Origin of the sequence: Nocardioides sp. zg-1228, from assembly GCF_017086465.1 — a bacterium.
Taxonomy (GTDB): Bacteria; Actinomycetota; Actinomycetes; order Propionibacteriales; family Nocardioidaceae; genus Nocardioides.
Genome location: NZ_CP070961.1, coordinates 3,925,679 through 3,939,520, shown reverse-complemented (window position 1 = coordinate 3,939,520; position 13,842 = coordinate 3,925,679). Strand labels below are relative to the sequence as shown.

Sequence of the window (13,842 nt, the reverse complement as noted above, 5' to 3'; positions counted from 1 at the left end):
CGGGAGGTGAGGGGTGGAGGGTGCAGGCGCGCTCAGGCGAGCGCGTAGCCGGCCTCCTCGACGGCGGCCCGGACGGCCGACTCGTCGAGGGGGGCGGTGCTGGTGACGGTGACGGCTCCGGTCTCGACGACGACGTCGACGTCCTCGACGCCCGCGATCTCGGAGATCTCCTCGGTGACCGACGCGGCGCAGTGGCCGCAGGTCATGCCGGTGACGGTGAAGGTCTGGGTGCTCATGGGTGCTCCTCGGTGGTGGGGATCCGGACTGGTGGTGGCTGGTGGCTCAGGAACGCACGAGGCGCGCGATGGCCTCGGACGCCTCCTGGAGCTTCTGCTCCTGCTCGGGGCCGCCCTGGCGCGCCGCTTCGACGAGGCAGTGCGCCATGTGGTCGTCGAGGAGCGAGAGGGCGAGCGACTGGAGCGCCTTGGTGGCCGCGGAGACCTGGGTGAGGATGTCGATGCAGTACTTCTCCTCCTCGACCATCCGCTGGATCCCGCGGACCTGCCCCTCGATCCGGCGCAGGCGCTTGAGGTGGGCCTGGACGGCCGCGTCGTTGCCCTCGAGGTGTCCGTGCTGCTCGCTCATGCGTCCACCATACCCCTTGGGGGTATGCGCGGCTCCGCGAGGCTCGCCCGTAGGGGTGGAAACGCTCGTGCTGGCACCACCATGAACCGGTGCGGGGTACCGGCTCGGGCTACTGTCGCGGTGACGGTCGGGGGGTCGTCGGGGGTGGATCGTCCATCCCCCTCCGGACGACACCATCAGGAACACCATGGACATCCGAGTCGCACTTCTCGGCAGTGACGAGCTCGTCAAGCGAGGCCTCGACAGCATGCTCAAGACGCTCGGCGGCTTCGAGCTCGGCACCATCAAGGACCGCGCCCGCCAGCCCATCGACATCGCGCTCGTGGAGACGTTCGGGACGCCTCGCGGCGACACGTCCCTGCAGCGCGCGGTCGCCGATCCGCACATCCGCCGCGTGGCGGTCTACACGTGGAACCACCAGCCGGGGCTGGCGCACGAGCCGCTGGGCCAGGGCGTCACCGGCTACCTCGCCAAGAGCCTCAACGCCCCCCAGCTCGGGCGGGCGCTGCGCGCGATCCACCTCGGCGAGACGGTGGTCGCGCCGCTGCTGCCGGTGCTGCCGACCAAGGCCCTGCGCTCGACCACGCAGGCCGACCTGCTGACCGCCCGCGAGCGCGAGACGCTGTCGCACATCGCCACCGGCAAGAGCAACGACGACATCGCGCGACAGATGCAGATCTCGCTCAACTCGGTGAAGTCCTACATCCGCAGCGCCTACCGCAAGACCGGTGTGCAGAGTCGGAGCCAGGCCGTGCTGTGGGCCGTGTCCCACGGCCTGGCCGCGGAGGCCTTCGGCGGCGTCGACGACGCCCGTCAGCTCCGGTAGCCGCCCAGCAGCTCGGCCAGGCGCAGGTGCGGCTGGGCCTCCTGGCGCCGTCCCTGGCGCTGCAGGGCCCGCCCGAGCAGCAGGTGGGCGTAGGGCTCGTTGGGGTCGTGCTCGAGCAGCTCGGTCGCGACCCGGATCGTGCCCTCGAGCTGCGCGGAGTGGAACAGCGCACGCGCCAGCAGCAGGCGTACGTCGGTCAGCTCGTGCCGCACCTCGCCGGGGTCGTCGAGCAGCTCGGTCAGCAGGACCGCCGTCTCGCGGTAGGCGCGCTCCTCGAAGAGCGCCTGGGCACGCAGCCAGCGGTCGTGGGTGCTGTCCTCGAGCAGGCCGGCGTGCCCGCGGAGCAGGTCCTCGAACGGGGTGAAGTCGGTCATCGTCGCTCCTCTCGCGGCGCTCGACCCGGGTGTCGTCACCGGGTGCCGTCCTCCGAGCGTGCACCCGGGGACCGGTGCAACGCGCCATCCCGCCCGGCGATTCCGCAGGTCGAGGCGCGGACGTCAGCGGGCGACACGAAAGGGGCGCTTCAGGACACCACCTGTCCTGAAGTGCGGGGAGGCTGGTGCCCATGACGAACTCCCGCATCACCCAGCTGGCTGAGCAGCTCGACTGGCACTGGACGGCCCAGCTGCGTCCCCGGTTCGACGGGCTCACCGACGACGAGTACTTCTTCGAGCCGGTGCCCGGCTGCTGGACGATCCGCAGGCACGGCACACGCATGGTCCCCGACTTCGCCGATCCGCCCCCGCAGCCCGAGCCGCTGACGACGATCGCCTGGCGGATGGCCCACGTGATCGTCGGCGTCCTGGCGACGCGGGCGCACTCCCACTTCGGCGGTCCGCCGGCCGACTACGAGTCGTGGGACTACGCCGCCGACGCCGACACCGCGCTGCGGCAGCTCGACGACGCCTACCGGCTCTGGCGCGACGGGGTGCACGGCCTGGCCGACGCCGATCTCGACACGCCCGTCGGGCCGGCCGAGGGGCCGTGGGCGGCCGCACCGATGGCGACGCTGATCTTGCACATCAACCGCGAGGTCATCCACCACGGAGCCGAGATCGCCCTGCTCCGTGACCTGTACGCCCACACCCCGCCCACCGCCGCGTCCTGACCGGTTCCTCGGAATACTGGGGACGGCAGCCCGGTTGGAGGTGATACAACCTTCAACCAGCCGTTCCCATGTCCGGAGGACACCATGCAGTTCGGCATCTTCAGCGTCGGCGACGTCACCACGGACCCGACCACCGGACGCACCCCGTCCGAGGCCGAGCGCATCGCAGCGATGACGCAGTACGCCCTCAAGGCCGAGGAGGTCGGACTCGACGTCTTCGCGACTGGCGAGCACCACAACCCGCCGTTCGTCGTGTCGTCGCCGACCACGCACCTCGGCTTCATCGCGGCGCAGACCGAGCGGCTCCTGCTCTCGACGAGCACCACGCTCATCACCACGAACGACCCGGTGAAGATCGCCGAGGACTACGCGTTCCTCCAGCACCTCTCCGGCGGTCGCGTCGACCTGATGATGGGCCGCGGCAACACCGGGCCGGTCTACCCCTGGTTCGGCAAGGACATCCGCGACGGCATCAAGCTCGCGGTCGAGAACTACCACCTGCTCCGCACGCTGTGGCGCGAGCCCGTCGTCAACTGGCAGGGCCAGTTCCGCACCCCGTTGCAGGGCTACACCTCGACGCCGGCTCCGCTCGACGGCACGCCGCCGTTCGTCTGGCACGGCTCGATCCGGAGCACCGAGATCGCCGAGCAGGCGGCCTACTACGGTGACGGCTTCTTCCACAACCACATCTTCTGGAACAAGGAGCACACCGAGCAGATGGTGAGGCTCTACCGCCGCCGCTTCGAGCACTACGGCCACGGCTCCGCCGACCAGGCCTACGTCGGGCTCGGCGGCCAGGCGTTCATGGCCTCGACCGAGGCCGAGGCCAAGCGGGTGTTCCGGCCCCACTTCGACAACGCCCCGGTCTACGGCCACGGCCCGTCGCTGGAGGACTTCTCCGAGATGACCCCGCTGACCGTCGGCACCCCCGAGCAGGTCATCGAGCGCACGCTCGGCTTCGCCGACTACGCCGGCGACTACCAGCGCCAGCTCTTCCTGATGGACCACGCCGGTCTGCCCACCTCGCTGGTCCTCGAGCAGATCGAGATGCTCGGCACCGAGGTCGTGCCGGTGCTGCGCGCCGAGTTCGAGCGGCGCCGTCCCGCCCACGTGCCCAGCGACCCGCCCACCCACAGCTCGCTCGTGACGGCCGGTCCCGAGGCCCCCCACCACCTCGTCGAGCCCGCCCGGGCCCGCATCGAGGCGCAGCAGGCCGCGCAGGTCGACGCATGAGCCGACGCATCGTCGTCGTCACGGCCGGGGTGACGGTGCCGTCGTCGACCCGGCTGCTGGCCGACCAGCTCGCCGAGGCGACCCTCGCGCAGGTCACCGCGCGCGGCGAGGCCGCCGAGACCGAGTTCATCGAGGTGCGCGAGGTCGCGGGCGAGCTGGCGACGTTCATGGTCACCGGCGGCATCCCCACCCCGCGGCTCACCGAGCTGCGCGAGCTGGTGGCGTCCGCCGACGGCCTCATCGTGGTGACGCCGGTCTTCAACGGCAGCTACAGCGGGCTGTTCAAGATGTTCTTCGACGCCCTCGACAAGGATGCGCTGGTGGGCACGCCGGTGCTCATCGCCGCGGCCGCCGGCAGCTCGCGGCACTCGCTGGTGCTCGACCACGCGATGCGCCCGCTCTTCGCCTATCTCCGCGCGGTGGTCGTCCCCACCGGCGTCTTCGCCGCCACCGAGGACTTCGGCAGCCACGGTCTCTCCGACCGCATCACCCGCGCGGCCGCCGAGCTGGCCGCGCTGGTGCTGGGCCAGGGCGGCTACGCCGTCGGCGGGTTCGCCCCCGACCTCGCCGCCCGCCCGCGGCGTACGTCCGGCACGCAGGTGGAGGCCGACGTGACGCCGTTCGGCGACCTGCTGCGGGGCCACACCGGCACCGACTGACGGCCCGGACCGGGACACCGCCCCACGGGTGTGCTCTCCGCCGTCGGGCGGTGGTTGTGTCGGTGGGTGCGGACCGCCCGTGTCGAAGTCCCCGCCTGAGCGGGGACTCCGACGGGATCGGGGAGGATCCGAGCCACTGGGTGACGTGGATCTTCCACGATCGCGCCGGGACGCCGGATCCGGCTCCCCGGGGGCGTACGCGTGTGACGAGCCGGCACCACCGACCAGACCCCTCGGGAGGACACATGAGCGACACCGTCTGGAGCTACCGCGACAGCGAGTGGGCGCACGACCGCGACCTCGTCGGCTACGACGTCGAGGGCGAGGACGGCCCGATCGGCAAGGTCGACCGGGCCACCGCCGAGACCGACGGCTCCTGGCTCGTGGTCGACACGGGCTTCTGGATCTTCGGCAAGCAGCGGCTGATCCCGGCCGGCACCGTCGTGGGCATCGACCACGACGGCAGGCGGATCATCGTCAACGTCGGCAAGGAGCAGGTGAAGGCCGCGCCCGACTACGACGACGACACCTGGGACGAGCACGCCCGGGGCCGCCACGCCGCGCACTACGGCCGGCACGCCGGCCACGAGCACCGGGACGACCGCGAGCACTGAGACGACCACGAGCACCCGGTGCACCGCGAGGACCGCTAGGCCCGCAGGTGGGCCGCCAGCCGGGCGGCGAGGTCGACCGACGCCGCGATCTCGTCACGTCGGATGGAGACGCTCTCCACGTTGACGCCGATGGGCACCTCGAGGCGGCGGCAGAAGTCGATGAGCTCGACGGCCGTCGCCTGCGCCTGGGCGAGCGAGGCGGCCAACGGGTCGGTCGAGTGCCGCAGGTCGTTCTCGATCCACCGGGGGACGTCGACGCCGAGCCAGCGGAGGAACTCAAGGGTCTTCATCGAGCCGCACACGGAGAACGTGAACACCATCGGGACCGGAGCCAGGCCACGGGCCGCGCACTCGTAGCGGTAGTCGGAGACGAGGTTCTTGGCGGCGTTGAGGTCGTAGACGACCTGGGACACGAAGAACCGGCAGCCGGCCTCCTGCTTGGCGATCAGGCGCAGGTGCTCGTTGTGGCGTCGGCTGTGCCGCTCGGGGATCGCCACCCCTCCGCACAGCAGGTCGGGGTTGAGCTCGGTCCGCAGCGCCTGGGCGTCGGCGAGGGACACCGGCGCGGCCAGGCCGCTGGAGGCGGCACCGACCAGCACGGTCAACGTCCGGCGGGGATCCTGCGCGCTGAGCCAGGTCTGCAGCTCGTCGCGCTGGTACTTGCCGACCGCGCGGTAGACGATCGTCGGAGTCCGCCAGCCCCCGAGGTGCTCGGAGCGGTAGTCGGACGGGTCGACGGTCGGGCTGAAGGGGAACGGGCGCTCCGCGGGGTTGCGCGACCGCTCGTCGTCGATGTCGTAGAGGACCAGCCCGTCGAGGTCGAGGTGGTCGAGGCGCTCCATGGTGGCGCGCGCGATCTCCGGGAGCCGCTCGGCGGGCGTCGACCGCCGCGGCGGGGTGATCGCGAAGAGGATGAAGTCACCGTGGCCGGCGCCGATGCGCGTGGTGATCTCCACGCCGCCACGGTAGCGGTGGCGGCGCCCCACCTCCGAATGCGAGGGCTGCGGACGGCCGGGCCCGCGCTCGGGTCGGCCGCGTCTCGACCGTGCTCCTAGGGTGTGCGGAGCCGTCCCACCACCGAGGGAGCCCTGTGCCCGAGACCGAGCTCGTCCCGTGGCGCGCCGAGCCCGCGGTGCCTCGCGTCCACGCCGGCACCGTGCGCGCCGACCGGCTGCGGGTCCGCGCGGACTACCCGGTCACCGGCGTCGCCCTCGTGCTGCTGGTGCTGCAGGCGGTGTTCCTCCTCCCGCTCGTCTGGCAGCTCGACGTGACCGCGGTCGCGGTGCCGGCCCTGCTGGGGCTCGACGCGCTGGGCTTCGGCGGGCTGTGGCTGCTGCGCGAGCGGGCCCGCCGCGACGTCGGCCGGCTCGAGTCGTCGTACGCCGACAGCGAGCGCGACGGCGTCACCCGCGACCGGTCGCTGGCCGGGCTGCTCGCGGTCTCGCGCGAGCGGCACGAGGCGATCCGCGAGGAGTGGACCCGCGCGCTCACCGACCCGCTCGCGTCGCTCGCCCCGGCGGCCGCGACCGACGTCGCCGACCCCGACACCGCGGCGTTCCTCGAGTCCTACGCCGCGTTGGAGGACTTCCTGGCCGCCCACCCCCGCGGCGTGCCGCCCGGGCTGGTCGCGGTCTACGGCGAGGACGTCCGCGAGTGCCGGCGGCGCTGGGACGCGGCCCGGGCGCGCTCGGGCTGAGCGCTCCTCACCGCTCCCACGCCGGCCCGTCGCCGCCCAGGCGCTCGACCAGCCGCCGCCCGACGTGAGCGGCGTTGGCGAGGCGTACGTCCTCGGGGACCTCCGGGAGGTTCTCCTCCCAGTCGAGCAGGCACGACCCGCGCAGCTGCGCCATCCGGGCCGGGCGGCCGAAGAAGAAGGGGTGGGCGTGCGCGCCGCCGTCGCCGTAGCGACCGATGTGGCAGCGACCCACGCTCGGCAGCTCCTCGACCGCGGCGGTGATCCGGGCCATCAGCACGCCCATCTCGGCGGCCAGCTCGTCGGGCAGGTCGGCGACGTCGTGGTGCTCGACCGGGCGCAGGATGAAGGAGACCGGCAGCCTCATGTCGAGGGTGACGAGCAGCCAGCGCTCGTTGCGCCACGCCACCAGCGCGGCGCGCTCGGGCGGCATCGGCTGACGGCAGGAGCAGTCGGCCGGGTCCTCGCCGTCCCGCGGCGGCTCGGCGTCCTGCAGCGCCTCGAGCGGCTTGATCCGCAGCCCGTCGAGCTCGAACGGGAAGACGTCCCACCCCGGCATCGCCTCGATGGCGACCGGAAGCCTGCCCTCGGCGTCGGTGGCCGCGGCGACGCGGGCGTGGAACTGCTCGGCGGTCTCGAGGCTCATGCCGCGCAGTCAACCAGCCGGACCGGCCGGACGGGAGGCCGCGACGCGCCGGGTCGGCAGCGGGTGGGCGCCGACCCGGCACCTCGGGGGGACGCCGTCACGCAGCGGGGGTGAGCTCGGGCTCGGACTCGGGCCCCGCGACGAGGTCGCCGGTCGGCCGGGCGGGGCGACGCGGCCACCAGACGCGATCGCCGAGCAGCACCAGGGCGGCGGGCAGCATCACCAGCCGGATCAGGGTCGCGTCGAGCAGGATCGCCACCGCCAGCGCGACCCCCATCATCTTCATCTCGAGCATGCTCAGCGTCGCGAAGATGGCGAACACCGAGACCATCACCGCTGCGGCGCTGGTGACGACGGACGCGCTGTCGCGGATGCCCTGCTCGACGGCCAGCCGGGTCGGCAGCCCGCGCCCCACCAGCTCGCGGATCCGCCCGGTGACGAACACGTGGTAGTCCATCGACAGCCCGACCAGCACGACGAGCACGAACAGCGGGATCCAGTCGATCACGAAGCCCGGGCTGGTGAAGCCGAGCGCCCCCTCCAGCCAGCCGTGCTGGAACACCAGGGTCAGCACGCCGAAGGCCACGCCGACCGAGACCAGGTTGAGCGCGGTCGAGACCAGCGCCAGCGGCACGCTGCGGAAGGCGACCCCCATCATCACCAGCGTCAGCAGCAGGACGAACCCGATCACCACAGGCATCCACGTGGTGAGGTGCTCGTCGAAGTCGAGGTTGGACGCCGCGTCCCCGCCCACCGCCCACTCCAGGCCGTCGGCGTCGAGCGCCGCGGGTGCGATCTTCTCGCGCAGGTCGGTGATGGCCTCTGTGGTCCGCTCGTCGGAGTCGGGCCACGGCAGCGCCAGGGTGAGGGACGAGGTGTCGCCCTCGTCGGAGGTGGCCAGCCCGCCGGGCACCTCGCTGAACGCGCCGGCTCCGGTCGCGGTGGACGCCAGCTCGCCCAGGGCCGTCGCCGACCCCGGGCCATCGGCCAGCACCGTCACGGTGGTGCCCTCGCCGGGGAAGTCCGCTGCCACGTCGCGCATGGTCTGCACCGCCGCGATCTCGCCCGGCAGCGTCTCCAGGGTGGCGGCGTGCATCGTCATGCCGAGCGCCGGCAGGGCGAGGGCGGCGCACACCGCGAGCGACCCGCCGAGCGCGAGCGCGGGTCGGCGTACGACCGGGGCCAGGATGCGGCGACTGATCCCGCCGGCGCCGATGCGGCGGTTGAGGCGCCACAGCAGCGGCACGCGGGGCCGGTCGACCCACCGGCCGAGCTTGACCAGCAGCGCGGGCAGCACGGTGATCGAGCCGACGACCGCGACCACGACGACGATGATCGCGCCGAGCGCGAGCGAGGTGAAGGTGACGAAGCCGACGAGGAAGAGTCCCGACATGGCCGCCGCCACGGCGAAGCCGGAGACGAGGATCGAGTGTCCGGAGGTCTGTGCCGCGATCTCGACCGCGTCGAGCGTGCTGCGCCCGCGAGCCCGCTCCTCACGCTCGCGCTTGAGGTAGAACAGCGAGTAGTCGACGCCGACGGCCATGCCGATCAGCACGATCATCGAGCCGACGGTCGGCTCCGCCGGCACGAGGTGGGACACCGCCGCTGAGATGCCCATCGTCGCCGTCACGCTGCCCAGGGCCAGCAGCACCGGGATGCCGGCGGCGATCAGGGCTCCGAAGGCCAGCAGCATCAGCACGAGCGTCACCGGGATGCTGATCCCCTCGGCCGAGGCGAGGTCGTCGGCGACCTGGTCGTTGATCGCCTCGTCGAGGCTCGGTCCGCCGGTCTGGCGCAGCGTCAGGTCGGGGTGCGCGGCGGCGACGGCGTCCGTCACCTCCTGGAGCGGGCCGGCGTCGTCGACGCCCTCGGCCAGCGAGGCCGACACCAGCATCGCGGAGCGGTCGTCGTCCCACACCGGCGGAGCGACGTCGCTGACCCCCTCGGCGCGGGCCATCTGCTGGGCGAGGTCGCGAGCCCCCTCCGGCACCCGGGCCGGATCGCCGCTGATGAGGACGACCTCGGACTCGGGTGCGGCCAGTCCCGCCCGCTCGGCCATCGCGTCCGCGCGACCCGACTCGCCCATGCGGTAGTCGGCCGGCTCCGCCTCGTGCGTCGGTACGAGGACGGCGAGGCTGGTCGCCGCCGCCACCAGCGCCAGCCAGGTGAGGATCGCGCGCCACGGGTGCTCGGCGCTCCAGCGCGCGGCGCGCTGGGGGATCCGGGTGATCAGGTCGGCTGCCATCGACGTGCTCCATTCCGTGTGCGTCCGGGCGGGTGGTGCCCGTGGATCGGTCGATCCCCACGCTCCCGGCGATCGCCGCGTCCGGCAGGGGTGGCACCTCCCGGCGCGAGGTGGGGAAAACCCCACCGACCGGGGCCTCGCGATCGGTGAGGATGGGGACATGGCGCACCGACCCGGCCCCCTCCGGCTGACCGGCTTCGCGCTCGCGCAGGTGGCGCTGGCCGTGCCGACGCTGGTCGCCGCCACGCTCGTCGCCCTCGGCGCCGGCACCGCGGTCGTCGTCGTCGGGATCCCGGTCCTGCTCGTCGGCCTGCCCCTGCTGCGCTGGATCGCCGACCGGCACCGCGCGATGGCGGCCGCCACCCTCGCCCACCCCGTACCGGCCGACCGCCTGCCGGACGACGACCTGCCCCTGCCGGCCCGGCTCGCCACCTGGGGTCGCGACCCGATGACCTGGCGCGAGCTGGTGTGGGCCGTGGTGTCGGCGAGCGTCGGGCTCGCGCTCTCGCTGGCCGTGGTGGTGCTGATGCTCGGCGTGGTCACCCTGGTGCTGTGGTGGTTCGCGACCCCGCACCTGATGCGGCTGCGCTCGGTCCTCGACGCCCGCCTGCTGAGCCGGGGCAGCCACGAGCTCCTCGCGGAGCGGGTGCAGGTGCTCACCGAGACCCGTGCCGAGACGGTGGAGGACTCGGCGGCGGAGCTGCGCCGCATCGAGCGTGACCTCCACGACGGGGCACAGGCCCGCCTCGTCGCCCTCCAGATGAGCCTCGGGCTGGCGCGCCAGCTGATCGACACCGACCCCGTCGCCGCCCGCCACCTGCTCGCCGAGGCGTCGACCACGACGGGGGCGGCGCTCGGCGACATCCGCGACGTCGTACGCGGCATCCACCCGCCCGTGCTCGCCGACCGCGGCCTCGCCGGCGCGGTGCAGGCGCTCGCTCTCGACCTGACCGTCCCGGTCGCGGTGGCCGGCGACCTGCCCGACCGGCCCTCGGCCCCCGTCGAGACCGCGGCCTACTTCGCGGTGCTGGAGTGCCTGGCCAACGTCGCCAAGCACGCCGGGGCGCAGCAGGCCTGGGTCGAGCTGGAGCGCCGCGGCGACCTGCTGGTCGTGGTGGTGGGCGACGACGGGCGGGGCGGCGCCGACCCGTCGGGCGGCACCGGGCTGCGGGGGGTGGCGCGGCGGCTGGCGGCGCTCGACGGCAGCGTGAGAGTCTCGAGCCCTGCGGGTGGTCCCACCCTGGTGACGCTGGAGGTGCCGTGCGAGTCGTCCTCGCCGAGGACAACGCCCTCCTCCGCGACGGGCTGACCCGGATCCTCACGGCGCACGGCTTCACGATCGTCCACTCGGTCGACAACGCACCCGCTCTCGCCGAGGCGCTCGCCGACCCCGACGTCGAGGCGGGGATCCTCGACGTACGCCTCCCGCCGACGCTCACCGACGAGGGCCTGCGCGCCGCGATCGCCTGCCGCGCGGCCCGCCCGGGCTTCCCCGTCGTGGTCCTCTCGCAGTGGGTGGAGCACCTCTACGCCCGCGAGCTGCTCGCCGGTGGCGGGGGCGGCATCGGCTACCTGCTCAAGGACCGGGTCGGCGACATCGGTGAGTTCGTCGACGCCGTGCGCCGGGTGGCCGCCGGCGGCACCGTGCTCGACGCGGAGGTGGTCTCCACGATCATGGCGCGGCCGCGGGCGCGCGCGGTCGACCGGCTGTCCGAGCGCGAGCGCGAGGTGCTGGGGCTGATGGCCGAGGGGCGCTCCAACGCCGCCATCGCGGCTCGGCTCCACATCACGCCCAAGGCCGTCGACAAGCACGCCAACAGCATCTTCACCAAGCTCGACCTGCCCGTCGCCCCCGACGACAACCGGCGGGTGCTCGCGGTGCTGGCCTGGCTCGAGTCCTGAGCCTGTCCCGAGCCGGCCCTGAGCCCGCCCCGGCCCACCAGGGGCTCACCGGAGTCTCACCAGGGGGAGGGCTGGTAGTCCTTGACGAAGCAGCCGAAGAGGTCGGTGCCGGCCTCGCCGAGCACGATCGGGTCGTAGACCCGCGCGGCGCCGTCGACGAGGTCGAGCGGGGCGTGCCAGCCCTCGGCAGCGATCCGCAGCTTCTCGTGGTGCGGGCGCTCGTCGGTGATCCACCCGGTGTCGACGGCCGTCATCAGGATCCGGTCGGTCTCGAACATCTCGCCCGCCGACGTGCGGGTCAGCATGTTGAGCGCGGCCTTGGCCATGTTGGTGTGGGGGTGCCCCGCGCCCTTGTAGCGCCGCGAGAACTGCCCCTCCATGGCGGAGACGTTGACGACGTACGCCCGCCCGGAGGTCGCGGCCGCCGCGGCGGTCGCCATCGCCGGGCGCAGCCGCGAGACCAGCAGGAACGGCGCGATCGAGTTGCACAGCTGCACCTCGAGCAGCTCGAGCGGGTCGACCTCGCCGACGGTCTGGGTCCACGAGTTGGAGACCTGCACGTCGGGCAGCAGCCCGCCGGCGTCGACCGCCGTGCCCGCCAGGTGCGCGTCGAGGGAGGCCTGCCCCGCCTTGAGCGCCAGCGCGGTCAGGGTGGCGGCGTTGTGCACGGCCATCGCGTGCTCGGCCGACTCGCCCTCGTGGTGGGCCACGGCGGTGCCGCGCAGCGCGCCCGCGATCGCGGCGGGGTGGGCCTCGGAGATCCGGTCGAAGGTCACCAGCTCGGGCACGGAGTCGTCGGGCAGCGGCAGCGACTCGGCCTCGACGAGCGGCGCGTAGGCGCCCGGCGTGCGGCGCACCGTCTGGCACGCGTTGTTGATGAGGATGTCCAGCGGGCCGGCCGCGGCGACGTCGTCGGCGAGGGAGATGACCTGGGTGGGGTCGCGCAGGTCGATGCCGACGACCTTGAGCCGGTGGATCCACTCGTCGCTGTCGGGCAGGGAGCCGAACCGGCGCACCGCGTCCTTGGGGAACCGGGTGGTGATCGTGGTGTGGGCCCCGTCGCGCAGCAGGCGCAGCGCGATGTACATCCCGATCTTGGCGCGCCCTCCGGTCAGCAGCGCCCGCCGGCCGGTGAGGTCGGTGCGTTGGTCGCGCTTGGCGTGGCTCATCGCCGCGCACGTGGGGCACAGCCAGTGGTAGAACGCGTCGACGAGGGTGAAGTCCTGCTTGCAGATGTAGCAGCCGCGCGGGTTGATCAGCTCGCCGGCGAACGCGCCGGGCGCGGAGGAGACGAGCGGGATCCCGGACGTCTCGTCGTCGATGCGCTCGGGCGAGCCGGTGGCGGTGAGCTCGGTGACCGCACGGTCGTGCGCCAGCTCCTCGGCGCGCTTGGCCATCCGGCGCTCGGCCTTGATCGCCTTGTACATGTGCGAGGCCGCGCGCTTGACGGTGATGTGGTCGGGGTGGTCGCCCGGCACTCGGTGCAGCTGCTCGAGGACGCGGACGGTCGTCGCCAGGTCGGCCGGGTCGATGCCGTCGTGCTGCTCGTTCACCGGAGCAGGGTACGGGCGGCGGGCGCCGTCGCCCCAAAGCGCGGGCGGCGTCCGGGCGGCGGGTGTGACTCGTCAGACCTCGCGCGCCGGTGAGCCGTTGATCCGCACCCGGTCGGCCCGCATGCCGTGCTCGACGCCCCACAGCACCGCTCGGGAGCGGGAGTCGACGTCGATCTTGCGGTAGGCCGAGCGGATGTAGGACTTGATCGAGTTGAGGGAGAGCAGGGTCCGCTCGGCGATCTCCTGGTTGCTCAGGCCCATCGTGATCAGCGACAGCACCTCGGCCTCGCGGGCGGTCAGGCCCTCCTCGCGGCCGGGCCAGTCGCCCCCGACCAGCGGCGAGCGCCCCCGCGACGGCGAGACGACGAGCTGGCCCCCGGCGATCGAGATCAGGGCCTCGACCAGCCGCGCTGCCGGCAGGCTCTTGGAGAGGTAGCCGCGCACGCCCTGCCCGAGGGTGTCGCGGGTCAGCCACGGCTGGAAGTTCCAGGTGTAGACCGCGACCGAGCGCACCTGGGGGCTCTCGATGAGCTGGCGCACGGCCGGGCCGTTGCCCTGCCCCATCCCGAACGTGTCGTAGAGCGCGACGTCGACGGGCTGGGCGACGGGCTTGCCCGCCGCGAGCTCGACCACGTCGACGCGGTGGCCGTAGCTGCGCATCATCGCGTCGAGGCCCCGGACGACCACCTCGTCGTCGTTGACGAGCGCAACTCGGATCACCATGCATTCAACGTACTGCGGTTTATGTATGTTGAACCTCTTTACAGAGAGTTGAGGG

16 protein-coding genes are annotated in these 13,842 nt (G+C 73.1%); 8 read left to right on the top strand and 8 right to left on the bottom strand.

Going from position 1 to position 13,842, the window contains the following annotated elements:
* Nucleotides 1–32: 32 nt before the first annotated feature.
* On the bottom strand, nucleotides 33–236 hold the full coding sequence (locus JX575_RS18955; RefSeq protein WP_186339587.1) for a heavy-metal-associated domain-containing protein: 204 nt from the start codon (nucleotides 234–236) through the stop codon (nucleotides 33–35).
* Between the two features lie 46 nt (nucleotides 237–282).
* On the bottom strand, nucleotides 283–585 hold the full coding sequence (locus JX575_RS18950) for a metal-sensitive transcriptional regulator (protein ID WP_186339586.1): 303 nt from the start codon (nucleotides 583–585) through the stop codon (nucleotides 283–285).
* A 187-nt stretch (nucleotides 586–772) separates the two neighbouring features.
* On the opposite strand from JX575_RS18950, the gene JX575_RS18945 reads away from it, so the two are divergent.
* Nucleotides 773–1,411 (top strand): response regulator transcription factor, encoded by a 639-nt coding sequence (locus JX575_RS18945; RefSeq protein WP_186339585.1) that lies wholly within the window; start codon nucleotides 773–775, stop codon nucleotides 1,409–1,411.
* On the opposite strand, the gene JX575_RS18940 is transcribed toward JX575_RS18945, so the two are convergent.
* Nucleotides 1,399–1,785: a hypothetical protein gene (locus JX575_RS18940; RefSeq protein WP_206054454.1), complete on the bottom strand. Its 387-nt coding sequence runs from the start codon at nucleotides 1,783–1,785 to the stop codon at nucleotides 1,399–1,401. The genes JX575_RS18945 and JX575_RS18940 overlap by 13 nt on opposite strands.
* Before the next feature lie 191 nt (nucleotides 1,786–1,976).
* Between JX575_RS18940 and JX575_RS18935 the strand changes: the two genes are divergently transcribed.
* From JX575_RS18935 to JX575_RS18920, 4 genes are all read left to right on the top strand, one after another.
* A complete protein-coding gene (locus tag JX575_RS18935; protein ID WP_186339584.1) occupies nucleotides 1,977–2,519 on the top strand; it encodes a DinB family protein in 543 nt (180 codons plus the stop codon).
* An 84-nt stretch (nucleotides 2,520–2,603) separates the two neighbouring features.
* Nucleotides 2,604–3,752: an LLM class flavin-dependent oxidoreductase gene (locus JX575_RS18930; RefSeq protein WP_186339583.1), complete on the top strand. Its 1,149-nt coding sequence runs from the start codon at nucleotides 2,604–2,606 to the stop codon at nucleotides 3,750–3,752.
* Complete coding sequence (locus JX575_RS18925; protein ID WP_186339582.1) at nucleotides 3,749–4,411, top strand: FMN reductase; 663 nt, start codon at nucleotides 3,749–3,751, stop codon at nucleotides 4,409–4,411. The genes JX575_RS18930 and JX575_RS18925 overlap by 4 nt, the downstream gene beginning before the upstream one ends.
* Nucleotides 4,412–4,656: 245 nt before the next feature.
* Entirely contained in the window at nucleotides 4,657–5,025 is a 369-nt protein-coding gene (locus tag JX575_RS18920; protein ID WP_186339581.1) for a PRC-barrel domain-containing protein, read from the top strand.
* Between the two features lie 35 nt (nucleotides 5,026–5,060).
* Here JX575_RS18920 and JX575_RS18915 read toward each other — a convergent pair whose 3' ends face one another.
* Nucleotides 5,061–5,981, bottom strand: a complete 921-nt coding sequence (locus tag JX575_RS18915; protein ID WP_241005259.1) for a methylenetetrahydrofolate reductase — start codon at nucleotides 5,979–5,981, stop codon at nucleotides 5,061–5,063.
* 134 nt (nucleotides 5,982–6,115) lie between these two features.
* Between JX575_RS18915 and JX575_RS18910 the strand changes: the two genes are divergently transcribed.
* Complete coding sequence (locus JX575_RS18910) at nucleotides 6,116–6,721, top strand: hypothetical protein (protein WP_186339580.1); 606 nt, start codon at nucleotides 6,116–6,118, stop codon at nucleotides 6,719–6,721.
* 7 nt (nucleotides 6,722–6,728) lie between these two features.
* On the opposite strand, the gene JX575_RS18905 is transcribed toward JX575_RS18910, so the two are convergent.
* Nucleotides 6,729–7,364, bottom strand: coding sequence for a hypothetical protein (locus JX575_RS18905; RefSeq protein WP_186339579.1), 636 nt, complete (start codon nucleotides 7,362–7,364; stop codon nucleotides 6,729–6,731).
* 97 nt (nucleotides 7,365–7,461) lie between these two features.
* Entirely contained in the window at nucleotides 7,462–9,609 is a 2,148-nt protein-coding gene (locus JX575_RS18900) for an MMPL family transporter (protein ID WP_186339578.1), read from the bottom strand.
* Between the two features lie 160 nt (nucleotides 9,610–9,769).
* On the opposite strand from JX575_RS18900, the gene JX575_RS18895 reads away from it, so the two are divergent.
* On the top strand, nucleotides 9,770–10,918 hold the full coding sequence (locus JX575_RS18895) for a sensor domain-containing protein (protein WP_186339577.1): 1,149 nt from the start codon (nucleotides 9,770–9,772) through the stop codon (nucleotides 10,916–10,918).
* The gene (locus JX575_RS18890; RefSeq protein ID WP_186339576.1) at nucleotides 10,870–11,511 is read left to right on the top strand and encodes a response regulator transcription factor; all 642 of its coding nucleotides are present in this window, start codon (nucleotides 10,870–10,872) and stop codon (nucleotides 11,509–11,511) included. The genes JX575_RS18895 and JX575_RS18890 overlap by 49 nt, the downstream gene beginning before the upstream one ends.
* 56 nt (nucleotides 11,512–11,567) lie before the next feature.
* Here JX575_RS18890 and JX575_RS18885 read toward each other — a convergent pair whose 3' ends face one another.
* Nucleotides 11,568–13,064 (bottom strand): SDR family NAD(P)-dependent oxidoreductase, encoded by a 1,497-nt coding sequence (locus JX575_RS18885; protein ID WP_186339575.1) that lies wholly within the window; start codon nucleotides 13,062–13,064, stop codon nucleotides 11,568–11,570.
* A gap of 72 nt (nucleotides 13,065–13,136) precedes the next feature.
* Nucleotides 13,137–13,787, bottom strand: a complete 651-nt coding sequence (locus tag JX575_RS18880; protein WP_186339574.1) for a response regulator transcription factor — start codon at nucleotides 13,785–13,787, stop codon at nucleotides 13,137–13,139.
* Nucleotides 13,788–13,842 lie beyond the last annotated feature (55 nt).

Excerpts from the sequence above, each read along its gene's own strand:
- JX575_RS18955 (WP_186339587.1), bottom strand. The coding sequence starts at position 236 with ATGAGCACCCAGACCTTCACCGTCACCGGCATGACCTGCGGCCACTGC.
- JX575_RS18950 (WP_186339586.1), bottom strand. The coding sequence starts at position 585 with ATGAGCGAGCAGCACGGACACCTCGAGGGCAACGACGCGGCCGTCCAG.
- JX575_RS18945 (WP_186339585.1), top strand. The coding sequence starts at position 773 with ATGGACATCCGAGTCGCACTTCTCGGCAGTGACGAGCTCGTCAAGCGA.
- JX575_RS18940 (WP_206054454.1), bottom strand. The coding sequence starts at position 1,785 with ATGACCGACTTCACCCCGTTCGAGGACCTGCTCCGCGGGCACGCCGGC.
- JX575_RS18935 (WP_186339584.1), top strand. The coding sequence starts at position 1,977 with ATGACGAACTCCCGCATCACCCAGCTGGCTGAGCAGCTCGACTGGCAC.
- JX575_RS18930 (WP_186339583.1), top strand. The coding sequence starts at position 2,604 with ATGCAGTTCGGCATCTTCAGCGTCGGCGACGTCACCACGGACCCGACC.
- JX575_RS18925 (WP_186339582.1), top strand. The coding sequence starts at position 3,749 with ATGAGCCGACGCATCGTCGTCGTCACGGCCGGGGTGACGGTGCCGTCG.
- JX575_RS18920 (WP_186339581.1), top strand. The coding sequence starts at position 4,657 with ATGAGCGACACCGTCTGGAGCTACCGCGACAGCGAGTGGGCGCACGAC.
- JX575_RS18905 (WP_186339579.1), bottom strand. The coding sequence starts at position 7,364 with ATGAGCCTCGAGACCGCCGAGCAGTTCCACGCCCGCGTCGCCGCGGCC.
- JX575_RS18900 (WP_186339578.1), bottom strand. The coding sequence starts at position 9,609 with ATGGCAGCCGACCTGATCACCCGGATCCCCCAGCGCGCCGCGCGCTGG.
- JX575_RS18895 (WP_186339577.1), top strand. The coding sequence starts at position 9,770 with ATGGCGCACCGACCCGGCCCCCTCCGGCTGACCGGCTTCGCGCTCGCG.
- JX575_RS18880 (WP_186339574.1), bottom strand. The coding sequence starts at position 13,787 with ATGGTGATCCGAGTTGCGCTCGTCAACGACGACGAGGTGGTCGTCCGG.